At 42.9% G+C, this 25,817-nt stretch carries 23 protein-coding genes; 12 read left to right on the plus strand and 11 right to left on the minus strand.

All coding sequences use genetic code 11. The features are described from left to right. Positions 1-254 precede the first annotated feature (254 nt). Positions 255-1,271 (plus strand): GGDEF domain-containing protein, encoded by a 1,017-nt coding sequence (locus ACED28_RS06900; RefSeq protein WP_371709549.1) that lies wholly within the window; start codon positions 255-257, stop codon positions 1,269-1,271. Between the two features lie 260 nt (positions 1,272-1,531). Here the strand turns inward: ACED28_RS06900 and ACED28_RS06905 are convergent, their stop codons facing one another. After that, positions 1,532-2,134 carry a malate synthase gene (locus ACED28_RS06905; protein ID WP_009845698.1) on the minus strand — a complete coding sequence of 201 codons (603 nt, stop codon included), beginning with the start codon at positions 2,132-2,134 and terminating at the stop codon, positions 1,532-1,534. Positions 2,135-2,304: 170 nt separating this feature from the next. Here ACED28_RS06905 and ACED28_RS06910 point away from each other — a divergent pair, with 170 nt between their 5' ends. Beyond that, complete coding sequence (locus ACED28_RS06910; protein WP_017097047.1) at positions 2,305-3,837, plus strand: DUF3612 domain-containing protein; 1,533 nt, start codon at positions 2,305-2,307, stop codon at positions 3,835-3,837. Between the two features lie 914 nt (positions 3,838-4,751). On the opposite strand, the gene ACED28_RS06915 is transcribed toward ACED28_RS06910, so the two are convergent. Next, the gene (locus ACED28_RS06915) at positions 4,752-6,323 is read right to left on the minus strand and encodes a DEAD/DEAH box helicase (RefSeq protein ID WP_012600290.1); all 1,572 of its coding nucleotides are present in this window, start codon (positions 6,321-6,323) and stop codon (positions 4,752-4,754) included. 164 nt (positions 6,324-6,487) lie between these two features. Next, positions 6,488-7,843, minus strand: a complete 1,356-nt coding sequence (locus ACED28_RS06920) for a diguanylate cyclase (protein WP_017097049.1) — start codon at positions 7,841-7,843, stop codon at positions 6,488-6,490. 273 nt (positions 7,844-8,116) lie between these two features. Here ACED28_RS06920 and ACED28_RS06925 point away from each other — a divergent pair, with 273 nt between their 5' ends. Next, the gene (locus ACED28_RS06925) at positions 8,117-9,325 is read left to right on the plus strand and encodes a DUF3541 domain-containing protein (RefSeq protein ID WP_017097050.1); all 1,209 of its coding nucleotides are present in this window, start codon (positions 8,117-8,119) and stop codon (positions 9,323-9,325) included. A 97-nt stretch (positions 9,326-9,422) separates the two neighbouring features. Here ACED28_RS06925 and ACED28_RS06930 read toward each other — a convergent pair whose 3' ends face one another. The 4 genes from ACED28_RS06930 to ACED28_RS06945 all read right to left on the minus strand — a co-directional run bounded on the left by ACED28_RS06930 (position 9,423) and on the right by ACED28_RS06945 (position 12,959). Further along, positions 9,423-10,034 carry a trans-aconitate 2-methyltransferase gene (locus tag ACED28_RS06930; protein ID WP_017097051.1) on the minus strand — a complete coding sequence of 204 codons (612 nt, stop codon included), beginning with the start codon at positions 10,032-10,034 and terminating at the stop codon, positions 9,423-9,425. 45 nt (positions 10,035-10,079) lie between these two features. Further along, positions 10,080-10,349 carry a hypothetical protein gene (locus tag ACED28_RS06935; RefSeq protein WP_017097052.1) on the minus strand — a complete coding sequence of 90 codons (270 nt, stop codon included), beginning with the start codon at positions 10,347-10,349 and terminating at the stop codon, positions 10,080-10,082. A 339-nt stretch (positions 10,350-10,688) separates the two neighbouring features. Then, complete coding sequence (locus tag ACED28_RS06940; RefSeq protein ID WP_009845705.1) at positions 10,689-11,897, minus strand: NupC/NupG family nucleoside CNT transporter; 1,209 nt, start codon at positions 11,895-11,897, stop codon at positions 10,689-10,691. Positions 11,898-12,338: 441 nt separating this feature from the next. Beyond that, entirely contained in the window at positions 12,339-12,959 is a 621-nt protein-coding gene (locus ACED28_RS06945) for a hypothetical protein (RefSeq protein WP_017100968.1), read from the minus strand. 420 nt (positions 12,960-13,379) lie between these two features. Between ACED28_RS06945 and ACED28_RS06950 the strand changes: the two genes are divergently transcribed. From ACED28_RS06950 to ACED28_RS06965, 4 genes are all read left to right on the plus strand, one after another. Then, positions 13,380-13,856 (plus strand): hypothetical protein, encoded by a 477-nt coding sequence (locus ACED28_RS06950; RefSeq protein ID WP_009845706.1) that lies wholly within the window; start codon positions 13,380-13,382, stop codon positions 13,854-13,856. Between the two features lie 285 nt (positions 13,857-14,141). Beyond that, positions 14,142-14,411: a PTS sugar transporter subunit IIB gene (locus tag ACED28_RS06955; protein WP_009845707.1), complete on the plus strand. Its 270-nt coding sequence runs from the start codon at positions 14,142-14,144 to the stop codon at positions 14,409-14,411. A gap of 10 nt (positions 14,412-14,421) precedes the next feature. Next, a complete protein-coding gene (locus ACED28_RS06960; protein WP_371709550.1) occupies positions 14,422-15,678 on the plus strand; it encodes a PTS ascorbate transporter subunit IIC in 1,257 nt (418 codons plus the stop codon). Continuing rightward, complete coding sequence (locus ACED28_RS06965) at positions 15,675-16,124, plus strand: PTS sugar transporter subunit IIA (RefSeq protein WP_371709551.1); 450 nt, start codon at positions 15,675-15,677, stop codon at positions 16,122-16,124. The genes ACED28_RS06960 and ACED28_RS06965 overlap by 4 nt, the downstream gene beginning before the upstream one ends. Positions 16,125-16,319: 195 nt before the next feature. Here ACED28_RS06965 and ACED28_RS06970 read toward each other — a convergent pair whose 3' ends face one another. Continuing rightward, the gene (locus ACED28_RS06970) at positions 16,320-17,333 is read right to left on the minus strand and encodes a succinylglutamate desuccinylase/aspartoacylase family protein (RefSeq protein ID WP_135383670.1); all 1,014 of its coding nucleotides are present in this window, start codon (positions 17,331-17,333) and stop codon (positions 16,320-16,322) included. A gap of 376 nt (positions 17,334-17,709) precedes the next feature. On the opposite strand from ACED28_RS06970, the gene ACED28_RS06975 reads away from it, so the two are divergent. The 3 genes from ACED28_RS06975 (at position 17,710) to ACED28_RS06985 (ending at position 20,431) form a co-directional block, all read left to right on the plus strand. Further along, entirely contained in the window at positions 17,710-18,699 is a 990-nt protein-coding gene (locus ACED28_RS06975) for a porin (protein WP_371709552.1), read from the plus strand. A gap of 155 nt (positions 18,700-18,854) precedes the next feature. Next, positions 18,855-19,745, plus strand: a complete 891-nt coding sequence (locus ACED28_RS06980; protein WP_371709553.1) for a DMT family transporter — start codon at positions 18,855-18,857, stop codon at positions 19,743-19,745. A gap of 68 nt (positions 19,746-19,813) precedes the next feature. Next, on the plus strand, positions 19,814-20,431 hold the full coding sequence (locus ACED28_RS06985; protein WP_012600280.1) for a glutaredoxin domain-containing protein: 618 nt from the start codon (positions 19,814-19,816) through the stop codon (positions 20,429-20,431). 156 nt (positions 20,432-20,587) lie between these two features. Here ACED28_RS06985 and ACED28_RS06990 read toward each other — a convergent pair whose 3' ends face one another. From ACED28_RS06990 to ACED28_RS07000, 3 genes are all read right to left on the minus strand, one after another. Then, positions 20,588-20,722, minus strand: coding sequence for a hypothetical protein (locus ACED28_RS06990; RefSeq protein WP_004731825.1), 135 nt, complete (start codon positions 20,720-20,722; stop codon positions 20,588-20,590). 337 nt (positions 20,723-21,059) lie between these two features. After that, positions 21,060-21,410 carry a hypothetical protein gene (locus tag ACED28_RS06995; RefSeq protein WP_004731829.1) on the minus strand — a complete coding sequence of 117 codons (351 nt, stop codon included), beginning with the start codon at positions 21,408-21,410 and terminating at the stop codon, positions 21,060-21,062. Positions 21,411-21,532: 122 nt separating this feature from the next. Next, positions 21,533-22,738, minus strand: coding sequence for a multidrug effflux MFS transporter (locus ACED28_RS07000; protein WP_012600277.1), 1,206 nt, complete (start codon positions 22,736-22,738; stop codon positions 21,533-21,535). 108 nt (positions 22,739-22,846) lie between these two features. Here ACED28_RS07000 and ACED28_RS07005 point away from each other — a divergent pair, with 108 nt between their 5' ends. Next, positions 22,847-23,743, plus strand: a complete 897-nt coding sequence (locus ACED28_RS07005) for a LysR family transcriptional regulator (protein WP_102257522.1) — start codon at positions 22,847-22,849, stop codon at positions 23,741-23,743. 180 nt (positions 23,744-23,923) lie between these two features. Continuing rightward, positions 23,924-25,768: a bifunctional diguanylate cyclase/phosphodiesterase gene (locus ACED28_RS07010; protein WP_102257523.1), complete on the plus strand. Its 1,845-nt coding sequence runs from the start codon at positions 23,924-23,926 to the stop codon at positions 25,766-25,768. The last annotated feature ends 49 nt before the right edge of the window (positions 25,769-25,817 follow it).

The raw sequence follows: 25,817 nt of genomic DNA on the forward strand, positions 1-25,817 counted from the left end.
ATTATTGACCGCGATTGGTATTGCAGCCCCCCCTCACCAACAGCCGTATCAACCCCTAAACCGGATCTCTCCTCTTTGGTCAAATAACACCCTATTTATTATTCGATATAAATATGCAATCGATTTCCATAATGAAAATGAGTTGTTTACCCAATCCTCATCCATTAATTATATAATTTTTAAAGCAAAGATCGGTAAAATCCGCTAATCTTGGTCGCAGTGGCTTAGTTAGTTTGGTATCTGCAGTAAAAATCATGAAAAAAGACGAATTTCAAAAATCCACCGCAAATCTAAAAAAAGCGGTGCCTCTTATGATGAAGAACCGAGTGTCTATTACACCTGCAAATTACGCACTTTGGTACACCTATGTTGACAATGCTATCCCACAGCTGACAAAAGACATGGATGGTATCTTGGAATACTATGGCATTTGTCCTCCAGCCGTTGGTGAGCAGCTATACAATAATTATGTTGCTAGCAAGTCTGAAACGAATATCAATGACCTCCGCGCCAATTTAGAATTGTTGGTCTCGGAAGTTTCGAATTCGATGAATGACACACTGACCGATACCTCTGCTTTTTCTGAGATGATTGATAAAAGCTTCGAAGATTTGGCCCGCGTTGACAATGAAAATTTATCGATCGATGAAGTCATGTCTTTAGTTCGTCAGTTAGTTTCGGAATCTCGTCATATTCGTCACTCTACTCAATTTTTAAATTCTCAGTTAAATTCTGCAACATCAGAAATCACTAAGCTAAAATCTCAGCTGGTAGAAGTGCAGAAAGATGCACTCTTTGACAGCACAACGACACTCTATAACCGTCGCTCTTTCGACCGTGATATAGAAACCTTATGTGAAGCGAAACAACCTCTGTGTTTAATTCTTCTCGATATCGATCATTTTAAAAACTTCAACGACACTTATGGCCACCTATTTGGTGACATGGTTCTTAAAGGCATTGCGCGCAAATTGAAACAAATGTGCCGTGAAGGTATTGCTGCTTACCGGTTTGGTGGTGAAGAGTTCGCGATAATTGTGCCAAACAAATCATTACGCATTGCACGCCAGCTTGCTGACACCAACCGCCGCTCTCTAGAAAAGCTATCGATTAAAGATCGTCGTAGCGGGCAACAGGTAGGTAGTATCACCGCATCGTTTGGTGTTGCTGAACTTGAACCCGGTGAATCGGCACAATCACTGATCGAACGCGCTGATAAGCTACTTTACGAAGCGAAGTCACTTGGTCGAAATAGAGTGATGCCTCTGTAGTCTGCAATCATCTAAACAAATTTACAGTTTAACGGCGTACTTACTAAGCTCTAAGCTCTAAGCTCTAGGCTCTAGGCTCTAGGCTCTAGACTCTAGGCACAAAAATAGACTCGTAATTGACATCGAAAGCAAAAAGCCCCAATCAATAACCAGTAGGTTAATGGTTGGGGCTTTGTCGTTTATGCATAGTCGTCAGTGTTTAATTGCTAAATACGTCTAGCTCTACATCTTTCATAAAGACCAAAGATGTAGCTGTGACGTTAAAGGGCGTAGCAATAGTTAAGACAGTAATCTTCACCGCTCTTAGCTCGGAACTCTTTGTCTTCGCTACATGCTTTGGGTTTACCCTTCTCATCACCTTGAACTAGGCTGATCCAGTGACGTATTGCTGTAGTGATTCCTTGACGCTCCGTATTCGTTTGTACCGCTTCCATTGGCGACTGGCCAAACGTGGTGCACGACTCTAACTGAATATCATCGATATCGACCAATTCAATACACCCCGTCCCTTTATGACAACCAAACATCACTTCTAAATGGCTTCCACTGCTATCTCGGAACAAGATTGAGTCTGGGTCACACTTCTCACCCATGTAAGCTACAAACTGCTTAGGATGCTTTAGACCGCTGTGTTGGCCATCTTTGAAATAAGCCATGATATGGCGGTAATCAACTACGTAGCTCGTTACATCTTGATGTGAGCCGTTCTCTAATGGGAACAATCTGTCTAGCAGTTGCTTCGCTTTGAGTTGCTTCTCAGTTTGCTGTTTGGCACTGATAGTCTCCACGGCAAAGACAGCTTCAGCGATAAATGGTTTTGTTTGTTTTTGGATTTCTGTTTTATCGAATGTAAGCATATTCATAGTCTTTCCCTCTTGACTAACCCGGTGAACATTCACCGATTTTTATAGCAAAAATGTGTCCTAGAGCAATTATTCCAAACTAACGTTTAACTTATTTGTCATTTTGTGAATTGCTTAGTTTGTAGACTAGCGCTTTTTTGCCTACAATTTCACAACAAAAATTTTACAATGTGAATTTTACAAATATGGCCTTGTCAAAAAGTTTAGTTCGTCAGTCTCATTTCCTAGGTACGAAAATACGTAACCTAAGAAAACGTAACCATTTAACGATGGAAGATCTGTCTGCGCGTTGTATTAGAATCAACCCAGAATACGCACCTTCCGTTTCTTACCTTTCAATGATTGAACGTGGAAAGCGCGTCCCAAGCATCGATATGCTAGAAGTAATCGCGCAGGTCTTTCAGAAGAACCCAACCTGGTTCCTTGACGACGAATCTGAACAACAAGCCATTGCTCCTGATAAAGGAAATCGTGGTGGGATAAGTGGCATGGCACTCGAGCCTAGCTTTCTTTTCTCCAACGACATCCTGCAAATTGCAATTCCAGAGATGCTATCTCAAACGGGGATCTCAGGCCGCCAGTTTGCACACCTCTTGATTCGAGCACACCAAGAAAGCAATCAGAACCACTTCCCTGACCTTGAGCGCGCAGCGGAAGAAGTTGGCTTAAAACGTCTTAACCTCAGCGTAGAAGACCTTATAGACATCGCTAGAAGCCTAGGAATTAACATCCGTTGGGTAACACGCACACCGAAAGACGTTGTTGATGAACTCGGAATTAATGCCAAACAGCTAGTCACTTCGTTCTTTGAACCTCCTAGCACAATCTTCTTAAACGAAATCCTGAAAGAGTACCCCACTCGTCTGAAATACGATTTATCGGTCTATATTGGCCATTGTATTCTGCATAGCAAAGAAGGCTTAAAGAGTGTGTTGTCGGTCGGCAACAACAACACATGGGACGACAACCAGGTTTCAGGCTCTTCGCAACTTAATTCTCAAGATATTCTTCAAGCATGGCGAGACTTTGAATCTAGCTTCTTTGCTGGCGCACTTCTTTGCCCGAAAGTTCCATTTAGACAGTTGCTTGACCGCACTGGTTACGAAATCGACGTTCACAAAAGAGCGGGGGTTTCCCCCTCTGTTGCTATGCGTCGAATGACGGTAGTATCGCCCTACCCTCACTGGCACTACTTTGATGCTTATGGGCCAGGGAAACTCAAGGCGGTGTACCGCGGGAACGGGATTCCACTGCCTTGGGGAAATATGAGAACTGTTGCCGACCCATGTCAACATTGGGCTGTGTTTCGTCGATTGTCAGAACCTCGCGCAGGGAGTTCGGCTCAAATATCTATTTTAAATGTGGGTGATGAACCAAGAATCTACTGTTGTGAATCCATCAATATGACGGACCCTGCAGGTAACAATCGCGTATTGTGTGCTGGCATAGACCTTAACCCTGCAATTGATGCACAAGGCGGTAATTCAAGAGACATTGCAGAGCAACTTAAAGCATCATGCGTTAACAATGGTGGCTCTGTGGTAATCCCGCGTAACATCAAGAAAGATCTCACGACAATAGCCAAGATTCTAAATATAAATTGGATTGAACGTGGGATTGAGACAGAGGCTAGGCTTATCTGCTCCCGAGGTGGAGAATGCCCGCGCCAACCAAGCTGTTACTCAAAGTGTGGTGAGTGTTAGCGCAAGAATGGTATGAGCATGATTAGTAAATTGTCGTGCTCTGCTTGTTTTGCTTGAGCTAACTGCACTTAATAATAAGTGTAGTAATAACAATTAATAAAAAGTAATACCAACAAGTAGAACTCAAAATTCACGCAAAAAAAAACCAATCACAAAAGGGTGATTGGTCATATATTTTGTGTGAACAATATGGGTTCACTAACAACGTCAGTTGGCTAGGTGACCCTCGGCTTAAGAAGGGTCACTATTACTAATGCACTATGCGTGCCAACTTTAAATATACGTATTTACTACGCATCTGAACACGTATTCGCCATAAATGCCTGTTTGTTTTGCAAACTGAAATTGCAAATTGCAAAACCCAACAAATCGCTAGTGATTATGTTATTATTAATAGATCATTAAAGATTAATTTCTCTTCCTATAAATACCTACTTTTCAATAAATTCGATAGTTTCAACTCTGAAGAAACCTCTTCTTGTTTGCTTAGGGCGTGTTGATCTTTCGAGCTGATTTTTGCAGCGAGTTGCTGGGTATTTATACAAGGCAGAGGTTTCGATGTGTAGCTAGCCTACATGAGAAGCCGATAACGTAGTAGAAATGACCAGCAAACGCTGCCCAAAGGGTTCAGCTAAAAGCGTTTTACTCTTTGTTGAGGGAGATTTGCTTAGAATGACTAGGCGACTTCCCCCTCGCCGCGATTAAAACACTTTTAGCTCGAACAAAATTTAACCGCGAAAGGTCAACACGCCCTAATTACACCCATAAAAAAACGCGAACATTGAAATTCAATATTCGCGCTTGTTCGAGTTCGATAGCAGGAAGTCGTCAATGAACGAGAACCCTCCTACGAAGCGATCTCGTTACATAATCTTTGCAAAGCTATGCTCAACGTTCTGTCTACCAAAGAGCTACTATTTCTGAGATGCAGGCTTAGAACGGCTTCTAGATGGTGAAGGTTTGTTACCTGTAGGCTTGTTACCTGCTGACTTGTTAGACGGTTTGCTCGAACCATTACTTCCACCGAAACCAGACTTTTTAGGTTTACCTGCACCACCTGGCTTGCCAGAACTATTCGTAGAAGGCTTATTACCGCGCTTATAGTTGCTGCCATTATTTCTTAAAGACTTATCATCACCAGCAGCTGCAGAGTTGCTGTCTGAAGCTTTGTTGCCTGAGTTAGGCTTACGCTTTGGAGCAGATCCATTACCTGCTACATGACGCTTGTTCTTGCCTGCTGGCTTATGGCCGCGAGCATTCTCACCAGAACGTTGGCCATCCGAGTGTTCGCGTGTCTTTTTCGGTTTCTTAGGCTTAATCGGACGCGAATCCAAGCGAGATTCTGGTAATTTGTTTACGGGTGCAAAACCTTCCAGTTCACGACGCTCCAGTACTTGTTGAATAAGGCGTTCAATACCGAATAGCTCACCCACTTCATCTGCACAAACCAATGAAATTGCTTTACCAACTTCACCAGCACGGCCAGTACGACCAATACGGTGAACGTAATCTTCTGATACGTTTGGAAGGTCGAAGTTAACCACTTGAGGAAGTTGTGGGATATCAATACCACGAGCAGCGATATCGGTCGCTACGAGTACTCGTACCTTACCGGTTTTAAAGTTCTCTAAGGCTTTAGTACGCGCGCCTTGGCTCTTGTTACCATGGATAGGAGCAGAAGTGATGTCTTGCTCTTCAAGGAAACGAGCAAGCTTGTTTGCACCATGTTTTGTTTTGCTGAACACCAACACTTGTCGCCAATCATTATCTTTGATCAGCTTAGCTAGCATTGGCGCTTTTTTCTTTTTATCTACTGGATAAATACTTTGTTCAACAGTGGGTGCTGTTGAGTTTGCAGGGCTTACCGATATTTCAACAGGGTTATTTACTAAGCCTTTAGCCAAGCTACGAATATCATCAGAGAACGTTGCAGAGAACAGTAAGTTCTGACGCTTCTTAGGTAGAAAAGCCAAGATCTTACGGATGTCGCGGATGAAACCCATGTCTAACATGCGATCAGCTTCATCTAATACTAGAATCTCTAGCTGATCAAAACGCACTGCATTTTGGTTGTATAGGTCAAGTAGACGACCCGGTGTTGCCACCAACACATCACTGCCTTTACGAAGTTTTTGCATCTGAGGGTTAATTTTCACGCCACCAAACACGACCGTAGAAGTAAGCGGTAAGTTAATACCGTATTTAACTACGCTGCCATTCACTTGCGCAGCAAGTTCACGGGTCGGTGTTAGCACTAGTGCACGAACTTGGTTCTGACGTACGCGAGGGCCTTTTGATAACATTTCAAGAATAGGTAGCGTGAAGCCAGCAGTTTTACCTGTACCTGTTTGAGCAGCGGCCATTACATCTTTGCCCGTTAGGACAGCTGGTACGGCTTTCTCTTGGATTGGTGATGGCTTATCGTAACCTTGTGCTTCAATAGCTTTAAGGATCGGTTCAGAAAGGCCAAGGGAGGTAAAACTCATAGATTATTTTCTCAGTTGAATAACATTTAGTATGAGCAACGCGCAGAAAGAAGTCGTTGCTACAGCTTTCGCTCATCAATAGGATTGATAAAGAGCAAAGCGCGGTATTCTGAGGCTTTTCCCCACATTCAGCAACTAAATTCTAATAACAGATCCAATCCAACCTATAAAATTTGTCGTTTCTGTTCGTACATTTTTTCATCAGCTGCTTTGAGTAGTGCATCGACATCACTGTAGTTATTGCTATGAATTACCCAACCAACGCTAATTCGAAGATAAATCGAGTGCGTATCATAAACAACAGGTGTGCTACATATCGCTCTTCGAAGTTTAGCTACAATCGAAGAGACATGTTGATCATCAATGATGCGTGGTAACAAAACTAAGAACTCATCACCACCGATTCTCGCAACGATATCTGAACCACGTAACTCGCTCTTAATGCGATTAGCACACTCAATAAGCACCTGATCGCCAGCCGCATGCCCAAAAGTATCATTGATCGCTTTAAAGCCATCAAGATCGATATTTACCACAGCAAAGGTTCTTGCTCTCTGCTTTTGGGTGACTTTGAACGCCTGCTTTAGGCTGTACATAAAGTATCGACGATTAGGTAGCATGGTGAGTTCATCATGCATAGAGCGACTATCTGCAATTCGGTACAGGCGATAAATAGTAAAGAAGGCAAACGCCAGCACTAACATTATGGTGTAACCCACCAACCTTACTGCTTGAATTCGATACCACTGCACATCCATCAACACATGCTCATTACCAGAGAGAGCAAGGTACCAACCACCGTATGGAAAGCTCACCTGTTCAGTCACAAAAGCATTATCAAATACGTCCTGAGAGCCATAAAAGACCGCGCCATCTTTACCCGAACTGTTTGCACCGCGAATCGCGAGTTTATACTTGTTTTCGAGTATCCCAATTCCGACATCTTCAAACAGCTCATCTAAACTAATAACGGCACTGGATACACCCCAATAGTCTTCGTTAAAAGGCGGGTCTCGAAAGATCGGAGTGCGCGTAATGATAGCTTGGCCACCTTGAAACAGCTCAAAAGGACCAGCAATAAAGGTGTTGCCAAGATTACGGGCTATCTCAACAGACTCCCATTGGTCTGGATAATCACGATAATTAATACCGAGAATCTGCTCATTGCCTTCCATAGGGTAAACAAAGTTTAGAATGTCGTCTTTGGCTAGCCCAATAAGACGAATATGGAAACCATCTTTAATAATACTTTCAGCAATCTTGTCCCAATTTTTCACCTCACCATCAGGGTTTATGGTCACTAAGGTCGAAAAATTATTGAGGATATACATATCTGACACGATCGCGGCTTCGATTCGAGAACGAATGATCGATAGCTGCTTTTTTGCCTCAGAGTAGGATTCATCTTTCAGGTAGGATAACTCTTTAGAGTGAAAAAACTCGATAGCACTCATTACCACTAAAAAAAACAGTAAAGATAATAATTTGGCAGGCCATTGCTTGCTAGAACCACTTGGCATTCAGACCTCCTAAACCTTTTTGTTCTTAAATTTGCTCATATCAGACTAACTCTTTAAGTATGCCGTTAAGCTATTTAAATACATACACTTAGCCTAGTGCTCATTTCATTATTGAGTCATTCATCACTTAAAGTCCATTAGACACATTGATTACTGAACCAAATATCGAATCAATCTCATTAAAGATTACAATGTATTGACCAAAACCTTACATTGAAAGATTCATGAGTGTTATTTTATATTCACAATTAATCAGCTTGGTACCTTACGAACATGAAGCTAAAAACGCTAACTCTGTGCACATTGTTATCAATCTCAGTTGCGGTTGCGGTTCACGCACAAGCTACTTCAGATACGCTAACGGCTTTTGACACACAACAGACTGTTACTATACAAGAGCCTGTTAACATACAAGCAACAAGCGTACCAAGTATTCAATTACAAGCTGGTGTTCTCGACTCTCAAGAGCAATCTTTTAAACAATCCGCCGATCTGATTCGCACAACCTACGAAAGCCAACTTTACACTCTGCCTGCATTCAAAGAGGGTCACTATGGTTTGCGTATGTATCGACAAACATTAGACGACAAATATTCTGCCGCGGTATGGAGTGACATGGCACGTGTCGCAAGTAAGCTCAGCCGCTTGTCGAATGATGTTCACACCATGGAACAAATCGTACTGTACTCAGAAAAGCGTGTTGCTTCCTATGTTGGCGATAGCGATGAACGCAGTGTTCGACGCTACAACATCACCAAGCACATGCCAGAATATCTATATCTTGGTGTTGACCTTCTCGGCTCTATGGCGCGTGCCAATGAGTACGGTTTAGAACACAAGAACGATGTCAAACTGCGCGAGATTATTCGTCGTTATGACTTTTCACGATACGTGACCAATGAAGATATGGTGAAAGCGTGGGCAGCCCAACTCGCTAATCAAGTTTACTGGCTACGCCAATTGGGTGAACAAGATGTCGTTGATGAATTTGTCGATACCTTCAAAAAAGCCTACCCAGACGATAACGACAAGAAGCTTTCAAGCCAGCAATACGGCAATAAGATCTATGGTATGACACATGTGATCTTTGGAGATTCTGAGTATTACCAGCACCAAGTAAGCGAGCAAGAACACCAATGGATCTACGATTACTTCAGAGAAAACATCGATACTATCCTGTTACGAGCTAAAGAGGATGTGATTGCTGAGGTTGGGTTGACTTTCTTATTAGCCGGTCTAGAGAATGACCCGGTTGTAGAGAAAACTAGGCTCGCAATCCAGGCATCTATCGATAAGACAAAAGGTATGATCCCTTCAGTCACCGGTGATTTTGATCTCAAGTATGGAGAGCACCGCAACGTACTCGCTATCATGCTACTCGATTGGCAGCAAGTGAACGAAGCACCGACTTATGAAGGTAACCCAAAAGTCTTTACTAACATCCCTTACGGACTAGTTGAAAATCAACCGCTGAAGCACTAGCAGTAATACTTAAGTTGATTTTAGAACCCAAAAAGCCGCAAACCTCTCAAGGTCTGCGGCTTTTTTAACTCTTACCACACCAACACTTCATTCAGACTCAGGGTACGACTTTGTTCATCACTATCGTGAAATCCCCTTCTGCGTATCCTTCTATCAAGGAGACATCGTCACAGAGTGTTTTACAAAATCGATATACGCCTTGAGGGTGATAACTCATCAAGGTATTGCGTGAAGGATATTGGCTTGAATTGAGCAGATTAAAAATCACCGTCTGATTCGCTAGTCCAAACATGCGAGTAATCATGTTAGTCAGATAATCCGAGTCGCGAGAGATGTAATTCAATGAGCCACTGGCGATAACTACATCGTGTACCTCAAGGCTCATTTGGCTCATATCACCCGACAAAAACCGACAACGATCTTCTGTATAACTCTGCTTCGCCTTCTTTAAAAAGCCTGCGTGTTGGTCAACGCCCGTATAAGATTGAATGCGATAGATGCTGTCGAGCAGCTCAAACAGCTCGCCATAGCCACAACCTAAATCTAAAATACTCTTCTTTTCGAAATCAGCCGAACGAGCAATCACTTCAAAGCGACACAATTGGCTCTCTTCGCTGGTCCACCCTAAAGCTTTAGCCTTGTCGCCATTCGAGCGGTTAGCCTGTTTGCGATGATAGCGATACACTTTCCAACGATCGAGCCAGTGCATTCAAACAAATCTCACTTCAATGAACATAAGTACGCCTCAATAAACTTAGACGTCAGAATTTGAAGAAAAGAGCCCACCGATTTTATAACCGACCGCATAACAAACCACGGCGACAGTCACAAACACCAAAGCTGAAAAGACATAAGCCACCGATGCTGCGACGCCAGTGCCCCATACTACGCTAAACACCAAACCGAGATACGCTTCTTGCGGCCACTGATAGATAGGAAACTGAGTACCACCAGCAATAAGATAAACCATCGCAAACAAGCCAATGAAGGTAGCAATAAGACCGATGAGAGCGCGCATGTTCATAGAGAGACCCTTGATAAATTTGAGCTTGGTTGCCGTATTCTTAGTCGGAACGGAATATTCTTATTCGGAACCGAGTGTTCTTAATAGAAACCGGATTTTCTTAATTGAAGCCGAATGCTATTAATCGCAACCTAATGATATTCAAGTATATCGGATAAAACAGGCTTGCTCTATTACTCTTCCGAGTGAGCCTTATACACCGCATAGCAATAAAAGTGGTGGTTCAAAATCTGAATCAACTTAACGAGCAGGCACAAAAAAGCGGACACCCTTCTCACGTTAAATCCGCAAGAAAGGTGCCCGCTTCAACTGAATTTAGGCGCTTGAACTGAATCTCGCTTAAAGCAGGATGAAGATACCCGCTAAACACGCACTCATTAGGTTTGCAAGCGTACCAGCAGCGACTGCTTTCAAGCCTAAGTTTGCCACTTCAGCACGACGCTCTGGTGCCATAACACCGATTGAACCCAGCTGAATAGCAATAGAACCAATGTTAGCAAAACCACATAGAGCAAAAGTGACGATGACTTGGCTATGTTCAGATAACAGCGCTTTGTTCTCAACGAAGTCGATGAAAGCAACAAACTCGTTCATTACGATCTTCTGACCAATGTAAGAACCCGCCATCAATACTTCATCACTTGGGATACCGATCAGCCATGCTAGTGGTGAGAACAGGTAACCAAAGATAGCTTGCAGCGTAATACCGGCAAAACCGAACGTCTCACCTAAGCTTTCTAGGCCAGTGTTCACCATCGCAATTACACTCACGAATGCAATCAACATAGTACCGACAGCCACCGCGACTTTCATACCGTTCATCGCGCCGCTTGCCAGTGCATCGATCACGTTGCTTTGGTCAGCTTTATCGAGTTCGATATGGTCGTAGTCACTTGGTGTACTGCGCTCAGGAACGATAATCTTCGCCATTAACAGACTACCCGGAGCTGCCATGAAGCTTGCGGCGATAAGGTATTTAAGTTCAACACCTAAACCAGCATAACCACCAAGCACACTACCCGCTACCGACGCCATACCACCTGCCATTACAGCAAACAGTTCCGAACGAGTCATAGACTTTAAAAATGGACGAATAAGAAGAGGAGACTCACCCTGAGAAAGGAAGATATTACCTGTCGCTACCAAGGATTCAGCTTTACTGGTGCCCAGCAGTTTTTGCACCGCTCCACCCAAGATTTGAATCACTTTTTGCATGATGCCGAGGTAGTAAAGTGCAGAAATCAGAGCACTGAAGAAGATAATGATTGGAAGTACGCGTATCGCGAAAATGAAACCTTCAGTTGCAAGGTCGCCGAAAAGGAATGCGATACCAGCGTCTGCAAAACCAAGCAGGCTAGAAACGCCATTACTTAGGCTCGTTAGCGCCAATTGTCCCCATGGGAAATATAACACCAAAGCCGCGAAGCCGATTTGAAGTAATAGTGCACGAGAGACTGTTTTCCAGTTAATCGAAGAACGACTTTCAGATAGCAGGTACGCACAAGCAATCAGTGCAAGAACACCGACAAAACCAAATAGAATATTCATAATGTGTCCTAGTAATCCTTAAAGAGTGAACATGAGCCAAACGAATGACATCAAAGGAATAGGACAAAGAACCGCAAGCAAAACGCTACGCGATGAAGGAGCTAACAGGGTTAGCGAATGTAACAACGAGTTGTTCATGTAAAAATCACCTTATACAAGCAGTGGAACGTAGCTGGTCCGGTCCGTGGGGTCATTCACATATCCATGTGACGGCTTGTATTGGCTAAGCACCGGCTTAAAACCGGAAAAGAAGTATAAACAGTTAAGTGAGACTTTCATCACATTTTTCAACGCAAACGATCGCGCGGTCAAGGATTAAACAAAACGCAGTGTTTATCGTCATTTTTAACTTATCAGTCAAAAAGAACGTCGAGGCAGGAAGTTTAAAATAAAAAGCCACAAAGTGTGGCTTTCTAAAGGATATTATCGAAATGGGCAAAATTAATTAAGCAATGCACTTTTCACTTCAACGTCTTGGAAGATTTCTTCGAAACGTTGTTTATAGATAAGCTGCATTTCATTAATGATCACACCACCATCTGGCACATCGTTCTCGCCTTGGAAGTTTTTGCTCAGCAGTTTCTTACCTACTTCGTCGTAAATAATCACATTTACGTTGTACCAAGAGTTATCCGTAAACGCATGGAAATCATATTTCCATTCATTCAAGACGAACATCATCGATTTATTGTCGAACGCTTTCATCTGCTCAGCGACTTTAGTGATGTCTTCGTTTGGTGTCGTCTCGACTGAGTCCACCGTCACTTGCTGCTTCTTTAAGCCCGCAACAAGTCTATCCGTCAAAAACTGAGACATCGGCTGTTGTGTCGCCGTGTTGTGTGAATAAGGAATACCGAGAGAACTACGGATAATGCCCTCAAACTTTGGCTCTTTATCTTGGTCTAAAACGTATGGGCGTTTATCAATCACTGCAATAGTCAGTGCTTTTTCTTGAGGTACGACACTCAATTGTGGCGCACTCTGTTCTGGAGTTAATACTGTTGCACAACCTGAAAGCCCTAGCGTGATTGTGGCAAGGAGCAAACTGACGAGTTTTGTCATTAGATTTACCTATCTTATTGTTTTGAAGATGGTGTTCTAACAAAAATTGTCTTACTCAGTAAACATTCATTAAATCAATAATTTATACAATTCTTATTTATATAAATTGGCTCACATATCAGGTTGGTTTTATTGAGTAATTACCCAATAAAACTTTAAGCAGCAGGCGTTGTAAATGAAGATCATGAAATGAATGTGATATGTTCAACCTATGTAGAGAGCTGCGTAACCTCTCGGTTAATTCTGTGTGATTATTACCACTTTTCTGTGTTCTCCCTCATTTACTATGACTTCAAGATTCATCTTAAGTTTAGATGCGTATATACTTTGTATTATCTCACCCATTCATTATCTATAAAACGAGACGAGCTGATTAGATATAACTGCCATTGAGACTAAGAGAGGAAACACGTGAAGAAAATGGAAGCTCCGCACGACATGAACAATGGAGCTAGATTCAAAACAAATAGACACGGCTATGTGACAGTAGTTGAGTATTATAATACCTATACTGTTATTGTTGCGTTTGAAAACACCGGAAATATCCGCGCTATCAGTGCGGCGAAATTACGTACAGGTCAGTTAACCGATCGCTCTGTCGCACCTGAATCAATTATGATTGGTGAAAAGGTTGAATCCGTTAAGCATGGCATATTAACTATTACCCAAGTTGAATCTGAAAATATTGTGGTTCTGACCAATATCAATAATGAAGAAATTAGAATGTTATTGCCTGCCGTACAGAAAATGAAAGATAAAACCGAAGAAATAGATGGTGAAAATGTTACCTCGCCAAAACCGACTTCTCTTAGCCAACTAACTAAAAGAAATAAAAAGACCAAAGACGTTAATAGCATGCTTAAGAAAATGCTTACCGACTACGGTCGATACGATTAATTCTCTATTTTCTTCAACAGACCCTCTATATATTTACATTCCAATAGACAAATACACTCCCCCCCAACCTTTCTCAATAGATACGTTGCATATTCGTGTGAAAAGTTAAATTTGATCAAAGTCTCACTCTGGATTTTCACCACACACAAGCGAGACCTCCGTCACAATCTCATTTTAGCTTTGTGATGGAGATATTATTGAAATCTCAATATTTCCATTACTATGCTCCCACACAATAAGAGAACGCAGTTTCTCAACCCCTAAAATCCAATTGAGACAAATATTATGAAAAAGATTCTTGTAGTTTGCGGTAACGGCCTTGGTACTTCACTAATGATGGAAATGGCAGTGAAAGAAGTGGCTAAAAAAATCGGTTTCGAAGCGGAAGTTGATCACGAAGATCTGTCATCAGCTGCATCAAGCAACGCGGATATTTGGGTAGCAGCGACAGACGTTGCAAACCAACTGAAAGAAGGCGGAAAAGAGAACATAATCAGCCTTAAAAATATTTTTGACAAAGCATCAATCGAAGAACAACTAAAAACTTTCATGTAAGGTCAAAATTATGCAGAACTTTTTCGAATTCATGCTCGGCTTATTAAAAGAGCCAGCAATCATGGTAGGCTTAATTGCTTTCATTGGCCTTGTTGCACAGAAAGCTGATATTTCCACCATTCTAAAAGGCACAATTAAAACCGTAATGGGTTTCCTAATTTTAGGTTTTGGTGCTGGCGCTCTTGTTGGCGCACTAAATAACTTCTCAGTTGTATTTACTGAAGCATTCGGCGTAAGTGGTGTTATTCCAAATAACGAAGCAATTGTTGCATTAGCACAAGAAGCATTCGGTTATGAAATGGCTCTAATTATGTTCTTCGCATTCGTTGTGAATATTTTATTGGCTCGTATTACTCCTTTAAAATATATTTTCTTAACGGGTCACCACACAATGTTCATGTCTATGCTAGTAGCGGTAATTCTGTCTACAGCAAACATTGAAGGCACAGTTCTAGTCGCAATCGGCTCTATCATTGTGGGTACATTAATGGTTGTGATGCCAGCGCTAGGCCAAAAGTACACTGAAAAAGTGATGAGTACTGATCAACTGGCTATCGGTCACTTCTCGACACTGTCTTACATCGTGTCTGGCTTCATTGGTAGCAAATTCGGTGACACATCAAAATCAACAGAAGACATCCAAGTTCCTAAAAGCTTAATGTTCCTGCGTGATACGCCAGTAGCCGTAGCAACAACAATGGCTATCTTCTTCATGCTTGCGTCTATTATTGCGGGCGGCGAGTTTGTAGAAACAGTATCAAGCGGTCAAAACTGGGTTGTATTTACCTTCATGCAATCTCTAATCTTTGCTGGTGGTGTTTACATCGTATTGCAAGGTGTGAAGATGCTAATTGCTGAAATCGTTCCTGCATTTAAAGGTATCTCTGACAAACTAGTACCAGGAGCAAAACCTGCTCTAGACTGCCCTATGGTATTCCCAGTAGCACCAAACGCGGTACTAATCGGTTTCCTTTGTTCTTTCGCGGCTGGCCTACTAGCAATGGCAGTTCAAGGTGCACTTGGGTGGACAATCATTGTAGCGGGTGTGGTTCCACACTTCTTCGTAGGTGGTGCGGCAGGTGTTTACGGTAACGCTACTGGCGGTCTACGTGGTGCAATTCTAGGTTCATTCACGCAAGGTCTGTGTATCTCTTTCCTACCAATGCTACTACTTCCAGTACTAGGTGGTCTTGGGCTTGAAGCGACAACATTTGCTGACTTCGACTTCGGTGTTGTTGGTCTGATTCTAGGATGGATTGTTTCATGAGCCTATTCGATTTAATCGGTAACCAAGGCGTTATCATCAACTCTGAAGAGAACCTAACGGTTGATGCTGCGATTGATTTAACCTGTTCAACACTGTTAGCAAGCAAGAAAATTGAAGCAAGCTATGTTGAAGCTATCAAGCAAAAGCACAAAGACATCGGCGCGTACTATGTTCTAGCACCAAAGATTGCGATGCCTCATGCTCGTCCTGAAGATGGTGTGAACGAAGCATCACTGCAGGTGACAGTATTCAAAAAGGGTGTTGATTTAGAGTCGAAAGACAACGGTGACGTTTACCTTTCAATCACTCTGGCAGCGATGGACTCAGATAGCCATATCCATACTATTATGGCGCTATCAGAGTTGTTCCAAAATGATGATGACATTGATGCCATTATCGCAGCGGAAACAGAGCAAGAGATCATCGAGATCTTAAAGCGATACTAGTTACGCTAGAAACTGTTACTTCAGAGAAAAGCTATCAGACCGAGCCCTGCTCGGTCTTTTTTTTACGCGTTTCAAATGACGATGCACCAGATGAACAAAGAGACACCTGCCAAAGAGTTTTTCAACTCAGTACTTACCAATTAGGAGCTTACCACTTAAGAGCTTTCAACTGCGAGCTTCTCACCTAAAAGCAGCTCAACTCAATAATCGACAGACAAGAGCCCCTGGCTCCCTTAATGCATCCACGTTATAGCTAAGTACACGTCCGGCAGACGGCGCATGATAACGACGACATTCATTACCAAAAGCGTCGTATTGAATCGCCAAAAGATCATCTTGCTCTACGCTTTGTAAAAGCTCGACCTGAGGCAACACAAACCCACCAATATCAGCGCGGATAGACACTACATTATTGCCCTCTATCCAATCTATACTCGGCAGTGGCTTTTTGTCTCGTAAACCTTCAGCATCAAGCATCTCGTAGTAAGAAAGAATATTAAAAACACCATCTACGGCTCGTTGAATCATGTCAGGTTGAGTAAATTTCCCCATCCCGACTTCCACTGTAATGCTCGGAATTCCACTTCGATTCCAGACCGTTTCAAGAATACCCGGATCGCCGGGATCATTAAGAACACAATCGGGCTGCATTAACCTCGCCATCTCCAAACATTGCTCTACTCGGTAATCAGCAAACACATAAAGTGGATACACGGCACCACGAGTTTGGGTATGCAGATCAACAGCAAATGTCGCGTTGTGTTTGAGTAAGCGATCCCACAGAGATGCGACGAATCGCTCCGCGGCTAAGCCGTGTGCATCCCCCGGAAAGAGTCGATTAAGGTTGGCAGGGCAAGAGCCCGGATCCGAAGAGATAAAATCGCGGCTGTGGTTAAGCAAGCCAGACAAATTCACAGTTGGTACAACTGTCACCGTGCCTTTTAATGTGTTGCCTACTAAATCTCGGATAATTTGCTGAGCAGCCAACACACCGTTTAGCTCATCACCATGAATCCCGGCAGTGATCAGCAACTTCGGGCCGTCTTGACTGCCTTTGAAAACAGAAACCGGCATGTTTTTAGGTTGCCCTAACCCATCACTGGTTACTTGAAACCAAAACTGATGCTCTCCAATCGGTAAGTCTTCAACATTTAAGGCGCCAATAACCTGCCTACCTTGTAAAACATCGCCTAAGTACTCTGTTTTCATCCAACGTCTCCATCTTGTTGAGCAAAATTTATTCTTTTCTAAGTTTTGGCATCATAGAGGATATCTTAATCAGTACAAACAGTTAATAAGATGAAGAAGCTCTAACCTCACCATAAGGTTCACTCATATCATTATCACCTCACCCAAATAGAAACTTGAAAAAGTAACCGAATAAGGAAATACGAGTGGTATACCCATTCACAAACCACTCAGGTTCCTGAAATAAAAGTGCAATAAAATCAACACTTAAAAAGTTCCCTATTCACGAAAATGTAATTTTACAGAAATGAAAGCTTAATTTAGCTGCTCTAGATTAGTTTCATATCGAAACGGAGAGCGCATTGCTCACGGATTTTAAAATACAAGGTAAGTGATTATGAAAAAGGCAGTTCTAGCTTCTGCAGTGGTAGCGGCACTAGTTTCAGGTTCATCGTTAGCAGCAACGGTTTACAGCTCTGATGGTACAGAACTTAAAATTGGCGGTCGTGCAGAATTCCGTGGTGATTTCATTGGTTCCGGTGGTGCTGAAGTTGAAGGTTCAATGAAAGATAAAACTCGTTTCCGTTTAAACCTTGGTGGTAAAACAGAACTTACAGATACTGCAACGGCATTCGGTTTCTACGAAGCTGAGCAAGACACAGGTTCTGATAAGTTTGAAAACCGTTACATGTACGCAGGTGTTGATTTTGACGGTCAAGCCATTTCTGTCGGTCGCCAAGATATGGCTTCAGTTATCGTATCTGACTTTACGGATATCACTGAGTTTTCTGGTGTGCAGCAAGCATTCGGTGCAGCTTCTGATAAAGAAGATGGCGTATTTGCGTACCGTGGCGGTTTTGATGCTCTGCAACTAGAAGCCACTTACCAAACCAACAGCAAAAAAGACTCTGACGGCTACGGCATTTCTGGTGTTTACTCACTGCCAATGGGCTTAGTTCTTGGCCTAGCCTACTCAGGTGAAGACCTAGGGGAAAATAAAGGTAGCGCAGACCAAATCCTTGCCGGCCTAGCGTATTCTCTAGACAACCTGTACTTAGCTGCGACTTATTCAACAGGCGACCTAGATGATAAAGCGACAGGTACCGATGCTAAGTCATTCACTGCTATGGAGTTTGCAGCGCAATACAAATTCACCAAGCAAGTATCTGCTGCAGTCGTATATACTTACCAGGAAGATGAAATCAACAGCGGAGCAAAAGTAGACGCTGTCGACGGTATTGAATTAGCCGGTTACTACAAACTAAACAGCAATTTCCGCACATACCTTTCTTACTACGTTAACGGTTTAGACGAAGTTAAAAATGCAAAAGGTATCGTGACAGCTGGTGAAGACACACTTCGCCTAGGTGTCCGCTACGATTTCTAATCTAAATCGACTTTAGATAGAGACTAGAAAGGTTGGGCGGTTGCTCAACCTTTTTTCATATTCAAATATTCTGACCAACTTCATCAATGCTTTTTCTGGTTAAGTGGTGCTAAATCCGTATCATAGGTGAACCACATCAAATAATTAGAAGCATCATGTCACAACACCATCCGATCCAAGGCGCTAGCTGGATGCTAACCGCAGGCCTAGCCTTTGCCGTTATTAATAGCCTAACTCAAGTCGCTAGCATTCATTTCGGACTTACTTCTACCACCGTTGCCGTCATTCAATACGCCATCGCGTTGTTCGCTATTCTTCCTTATCTGAAAACGCTGGGCATTCGCCACGCGCTAAAAACCGACAACCTAAAGTTGCACGTATTCCGTGTCTTCTTGTCTGTTATTGGTATTCAACTTTGGATATGGGCATTGGCTTACCCAGTACCTATTTGGCAAGGCATTGCCCTTCTCATGACGTCGCCATTGTTTGCAACCATAGGCTCAGGACTTTTCCTCAAAGAGAAAGTTGGGGCAGCTCGCTGGGGCGCGACCTTAGCCGGCTTCGCTGGTGCTATGGTGATTCTAGAGCCGTGGGCAGAAGACTTTAACTGGGCAACACTGCTACCGGTTGGCGCAGCTTTCTTCTGGGCATGCTACTCACTCATGGTGAAAAAACTCTCTTCGCAAGACAGTCCTTCAACCATGGTGGTGTACTTGCTGCTATTGATCACACCATTTAACATCCTGCTTGCCGCGCCAGATTGGCAGACTCCAAGCGGCGGTACAATTTGGGCTATCTTGATTGTTGTCGGTGTTATGACGGCACTCGCTCAATGGGCAATTGTAAAAGCCTACTCAGTTGCTGATGCTTCGTTTGTGCAACCTTTTGACCACGCGAAATTACCGTTAAATGTTCTAGCGGGTTGGATTGTATTTAGTTGGGTTCCACCGGGTCGTTTATGGCTAGGGGCTGCTATTATTATTGCGTCAGTTGCATTTATTACCCATTGGGAAACGAAAAAACCGGCGAAAATAAAGAAAGTTTAGGATCGATGAAATAAATAGTTCGACTGTCCGTTCTATATGGATAAGAGAATTCAAACGAGGCCGTAAGCATGAAGAAACCAGTCAAGATTACACTATACCGTTGGGCAGGCAGCTGGGGTCCATTTAAAGTTAATATCCCATGTGGGGAATGTACCCTTACCAAAGACATTCTTAAGGATACTTTTGAGAATGAGTTATCAGATGTCGATGTCGAACTGGAAGTGAAAGATTGGTTGTCTCACTGGTGGGAGCCGCTAAAACTGGGTTCTTGGCATGCTCCAATCCTTGTTGTTGAAGGCAAGGTTGTAAGCCAAGGCGAAGCGCTTAACCGCGGTGTGTTAGTTCAATCCGTGATCAAAGAGTGGACCAAACGCGACAGCCTAAAAGGCAACATCGTTTATGGTAAAGCGACCTGCCCATTCTGCGTTAAGGCAAAGAAAATGCTTGATGAAGCGGGTGTTGAATACCAATACCACGATGTCGTAAAAGACAGCGCAGCTTTGTATCGCATGATTCCAGAGGTCAAAGCGCACATTGGTGAGAAAACACCAGTAACCGTTCCTCAGATCTGGCTCGATGGTAAATACATCGGTGGAGCAGACAACTTAGAAGCATGGATGAAAGAAAATGGTTTAGATACCATCCCGAATAATGTTGTCGACCTATCCAACCAATCGACAGGTTAAACTCACACAGAGTTACAAATCCGATCGGGAATTAATCAGTGTTTTTTGTGTCCATCCACAACAAAACGAGCGATGACCTTCATTAATCGCTAAAACGAAAAAGGCCTTAAACTTCATCGAGTTTAAGGCCTTTTTAAATTCCGTTTTTGAAAATGCTTATTTCGCCATTTTCTTCATCATTCGCTTAAAGAATGATGCTTTTTTTGGCTTTGGCTTGCCATACAATGCTTCGTGCATCATGTTTTTTGCTACCATTTGACCAAGGTATGCGTGGCCTAGTTCGTAATTCATGCTTATCTCCGCACATAATCGATTTTCTTATGCGCGGATTCTACACTTAAAGCGGCCAAAAACAAGATCTAAATCACATTTTAGTGCAAATGACTCATCCTATTGCAACGTCCGTATTCTTGTTTCTGCGTAAATCAGCATTGTATCGTTATATCAATGAGTTAATGTTAAGTCCGTCTAACCTTGATTCACCATACCCATTTGCAATCCAAGACATTGGTTTAGACATTCATAAAAAAAGCAGCTCAAGAGAGCTGCTTTTTAAATACTTAGCTTAGAAACACTGACCTTAAAAAGGACACTATTCGCTAATGCCTAATAGTTAGTAACTAAAACACTAGCTACGCTTTGGCTGTCTGTAAGTTTTACCCGCAATTTGGTATGTGTCTTTTTGCTTTAATTCAAACATAGTTTCAAAGAACCAAGCTGCAAATTTGATTAAGTCATCGCCTTCATTCATGACATGTTCGATGTACTCTTGCTCTTCGCCTTGTTCATTTTCTTGAAGCGTCACGTGGTAAATACGCTTTTCGCCTTCAACTTCAGCTAGCGCAAATTGACCTGTTAGTGATCCAGCAGCCTCAGCGACTTCTGTATCCTCATTGGATTTCAATAACTCAAGTGCTTGAGGCAGGCCATCTAGTGCGCAGATAGCTTTTACCAGTACTTCAAATTCATTTTGCTGCATGTTTATTACCTATTAAATGGACGCTGGTATTGTAGAAAACCATCCATACAAATACAACGTATTAACGACTGTATGCTGAACTATAGCGAGCTAGCTGTTTAACTGGTCTGTACTTCAGCTGCTTAACTGTACTCAACTTCGGTAGCTGTGGCTTTCTTATTCATTCTCGTTGAAGACCAAAGTACTGTAGCCATACAAGCGCCAATAATCAGATAAAACACGCCGAGCTGTAGGTGAGTCGTCACCCAACTCTCGACTAGATATCCACCAAGTAAACCCGCCAAACACATCTGAATTGAACCTGACAGTGCCGACACCGCGCCCGCTTTCTTCTTATGAGGTTCTAATAGCATACTGATCGATAGAGGGAAGGAGATACCTTGAGCGATAGCTAACCACGTAAATGCCCACACTAAGTTAAAGATGGATAACTCATGAGTAAGTAACCAAGTCCCTGAAGCTAAAATGATCAAAATCGCAAGACTCATCAATTGTGGTGTACTAAACCTACGATTGAGCAAGTTCAAAGCCACGCTACCAATCAGTAAGCCAGCCGAAGGGACTATCATCAACGATCCGTATTCAGCGGCTGTCAGCCCCAATTGCTCTTGCATTAAGAATGGAAACAGCGATAGCGACACCAAACTCGCCATGTAACTCATCCAATTATAACTGGCACTGGTCAACACTTGGCGATTCGTCAACAAACGGCCATAGTTCTTGACCACTTGACTGACTTCAAAGCGGCTCTTCCCGTATGGTAAAGTTTCATGAAGAACAAAATAGCCGAGAGTGAATATCGCCAGTAAATACACAAGAACAAACAGGAACACCGCCTGCCAACCGAGGTGGAATGAGATCCAACCACCAAACACGGGCGCAATAATCGGCATGATCGAAGCGGTGACCGAAATATAAGACAGTGCTTTGGTCAGTTGAAGGCCATCATAGCTGTCGCGCAGCACACTTCGCCCAAGAACCGAGGCACTACCCGCACCTAGACCTTGCAACAAGCGACCAACCTCTAACGCCGTCATGTTGTCGGAAAAAACAACACAAACAACAGTACCAATCAAATAAACACCCTGACCTAACAAGAAGATAGGTCTTCTCCCCACGGCATCGGACATCGGCCCGTAAAATAGCTGAGACAAGCCAAAACCCACAAGAAACAGCGTAACGAGCAGCTGTACATCTACCTGAGTCACACTTAAGTCTGAAGCAATTAGCGGCAATGATGGTAAATAGATACTCACCCCTACCTGTCCTGTAGCTATGATCATCATGGCTAAGAGTAGCGGTGTTTTTTTAAAGGTCGATTGGCTCAAAAAATTCCCTATTCGTTTGTTATTTGTTCATCAGATGAGTTTACATTCAAAACCAATAATTGATAATTAGCTAAATTGGAATTTAATTAAGTCCCAACAGGAAATAGTATGGATTGGATTCTTAACGTAAAAAGTTATGTAAAAGTGGTGGAAGAAGGCAGCTTCAATGGCGCAGCGCGTAAACTCAATACCACCAGCTCAGCGATCAGCAAAAGAGTGAACTGGTTAGAAGAACGTATTGGCACTCAACTATTAAAGCGCACCACGCGCTCAATCAGCCAAACCGAAGCGGGGGCTCTCTTTTATCTGCGAGCCAAAGATCAGCTCGATAATTGGCAATCGATTATTGATGAAACCCGATCGGTTAACCAAACGCCTGCGGGCCTGCTAAAGATTGGCGCAACCATTGCTGTTGGTTCTAAGTTTCTCGTGCAATACATGGACGACTTCTTAGAAAAGTATCCAGACATTAAAGTACAGCTTATCACCACCACGCCAGGTCAATTACCTGAGCTTGGCTTGGACCTGGTGATCAGTCGTGAACTGGAACAACTCAACTCGTTAAGCTTCAAGAAAACACCACTATTTGAACACAAAGCCAGCTTTTATGCCGCTCCCAGTTACTTGGCTAAACATGGTTATCCCATCAACGAGCAAGACTTAGAACAGCACAACTCCTTAATATGGGGAGAGCGTCCTATTCGTGAAGTCACGCTAACTAAAGGACAACGCATCACTTTGAACGGTAACTTTGCGACCACCAATCCTGAGGCTTTGTTTCATGCCGCGAAGCGAGGAATGGGCGTACTGTTAACCATCAAAGCAATGATCAAAGAGGATCTTAAACAAGGGACACTGGTTCCAGTATTACCAAATATAACAGCCGACGAAGTGATGGTTTACGCGTACTACCCTAAGCTTGACTACTCACATACACGAACCAAGCTATTTTTAGACCACCTAAAAGATAGGCTAGACAAAGAAAGAAATAGTCAAATTTTTTGAAATATATCGCACTAAATTTGAAAAATCACACAACACGATCGATAATAAACTAGACGCATATCAAAATTATTAATGCAAGTTGCATTGTTAATATTTAAGACGGTGCTGCTACAAGATCGTATACACAAGATCATACACATACAGCTTACACACGATTCTGGTTGGCTACGGATGGTGACTATGACTCAACATACACGCAATTGCATGATAGACACAGAGCGCATTGGCCGCTTACTCAAATTGGAAGGTATCGACCTTTTAGAGTCTGCCGTGCTTACTTTGCATCAAACCTTCGGTACTCAATACACCAGTATCATTGAGAAAAAGCACTTCCCCGATCAAATGGTTCCTTTGGTCATTGCCCATTCTGACCATGTACTGCATGACAAAATAAACGCACGCCATGGTCACATATACCAACAAGCCGTTAATCAAAAACACCCAGATTGCTCATTTGCTCAGTATATCGTTCAGTCACTCCCAACATCAGCATTTAGACAGGAAATCACCTCACAGAACTCAATCGCTATCCCAGCACGCAGTCAAAGTGGCGAAGTCATGGGTGTGCTTTTCTCAACCTTTAGTTCGCCTATGAGTACAGATCAGCAACAAGACGTGATAAAACACCACCAGTTGTTCGCAGATATCGTCATTCACACCTTGCGTGAAATGTGGTTCAACGACCGTTCTGAGCAACTGGTTAATCAACTCAGTTACGAAGTATCACACGATAGTCTAACTGGGCTATTAAACCGTAGCTGCTTATCAGACACCTTGGAATCGATCACTCAGCAGAGTGTCACTCCCTTCACGCTCGCTCTGCTCGACATCAATAGCTTCAAAGCCATTAATGATATGCACGGTAATTATATTGGCGATAAGGTGCTTCAGTTCGTTGCAGAGACCTTGCGCCGAACCTTGCCCGACAACAACCTGACGTTCCGGACGGCTGGCAATGAGTTCGCATTCATTACCTATCATTCAGACCCAATAGCGGTTTGCAAACAAATACTGGATAAGATAAAGCAAGGTTACACTAGTATTGATATCAAAATCGATTTCGACGTCAGCATCGGCATTGCCCGGTCAGATGGAGACAATAAAGACGTAGAGCAAATCATCTTCAACACCAGTTTGGCGCTAAAAGAGTGCCAGCATAGTCAAGATACTCATATTCAATGTTACGACACTCACCTAAGGGTTCGTTACCAAAGGAAAGCCGAGTTAATCGCCGCCTTACGAAGTGAGCTTGATAGCACCATATCAGACAGTCAGGCACCTAATGACAATGGAATGTACGTGGTTGTACAACCAATCGTTGATCACATTGATACACGATGGGATTACTTCGAGGTGTTAACTCGTTGGAAAACCACAAGACATGGCGACATCTCGCCAGTGGAGTTCATTCAGGTAGCGGAAGAATCGGGGTTGATTGTGGAACTGGGTGAACGGATCATCGAATTGGTATGCCGCGCTAAAACAACATTGGAGCGAGGCTTAGGCTACAAAGTTAAGCTTGGAATAAACTGCTCCGCTCACGAGCTTACCGATTCTAAGCGTTATATTTCCTATCTCACTCGAACGATTGAACAGCATCACTTTAAAGCAAACGAGTTTGTCATTGAGCTAACCGAAACCGTGCTGTTATCTCCAACTCAAGAAACAAAGTCAGCACTCGACTTTCTAAGGGGACAAGGGTTCACGATCGCTCTAGATGATTTCGGTACTGGTTACTCAAGCTTAAATTACATTCATAGCTACCCTATCGATTGTATTAAGATTGATGCCACCTTTATTCGAAATTTGCTGACAAACTCAACATCCGAAAGTGTTGTGTGGTTGATTGTTCAACTGGCACACAGACTCAATGTGTCATTGGTTGCGGAAGGCGTAGAGAAGCGTGAGCAATTAGAAAAGCTGCACGCAATGGGGTGTGACAAAATTCAAGGATACCTCTACTCTCCACCTATGCGACCAGAAGCTATCGTTAGCTACGTCACTCACTCAGAACCTCTAGCCTAAACGCCGTTTACTACCTCAACCTAAAATCAAAAAGCCGCGAGCGTATCAC

The organism is Vibrio sp. 1F253 (assembly GCF_041439295.1).
Classification (GTDB): Bacteria; Pseudomonadota; Gammaproteobacteria; order Enterobacterales; family Vibrionaceae; genus Vibrio; species Vibrio tasmaniensis_A.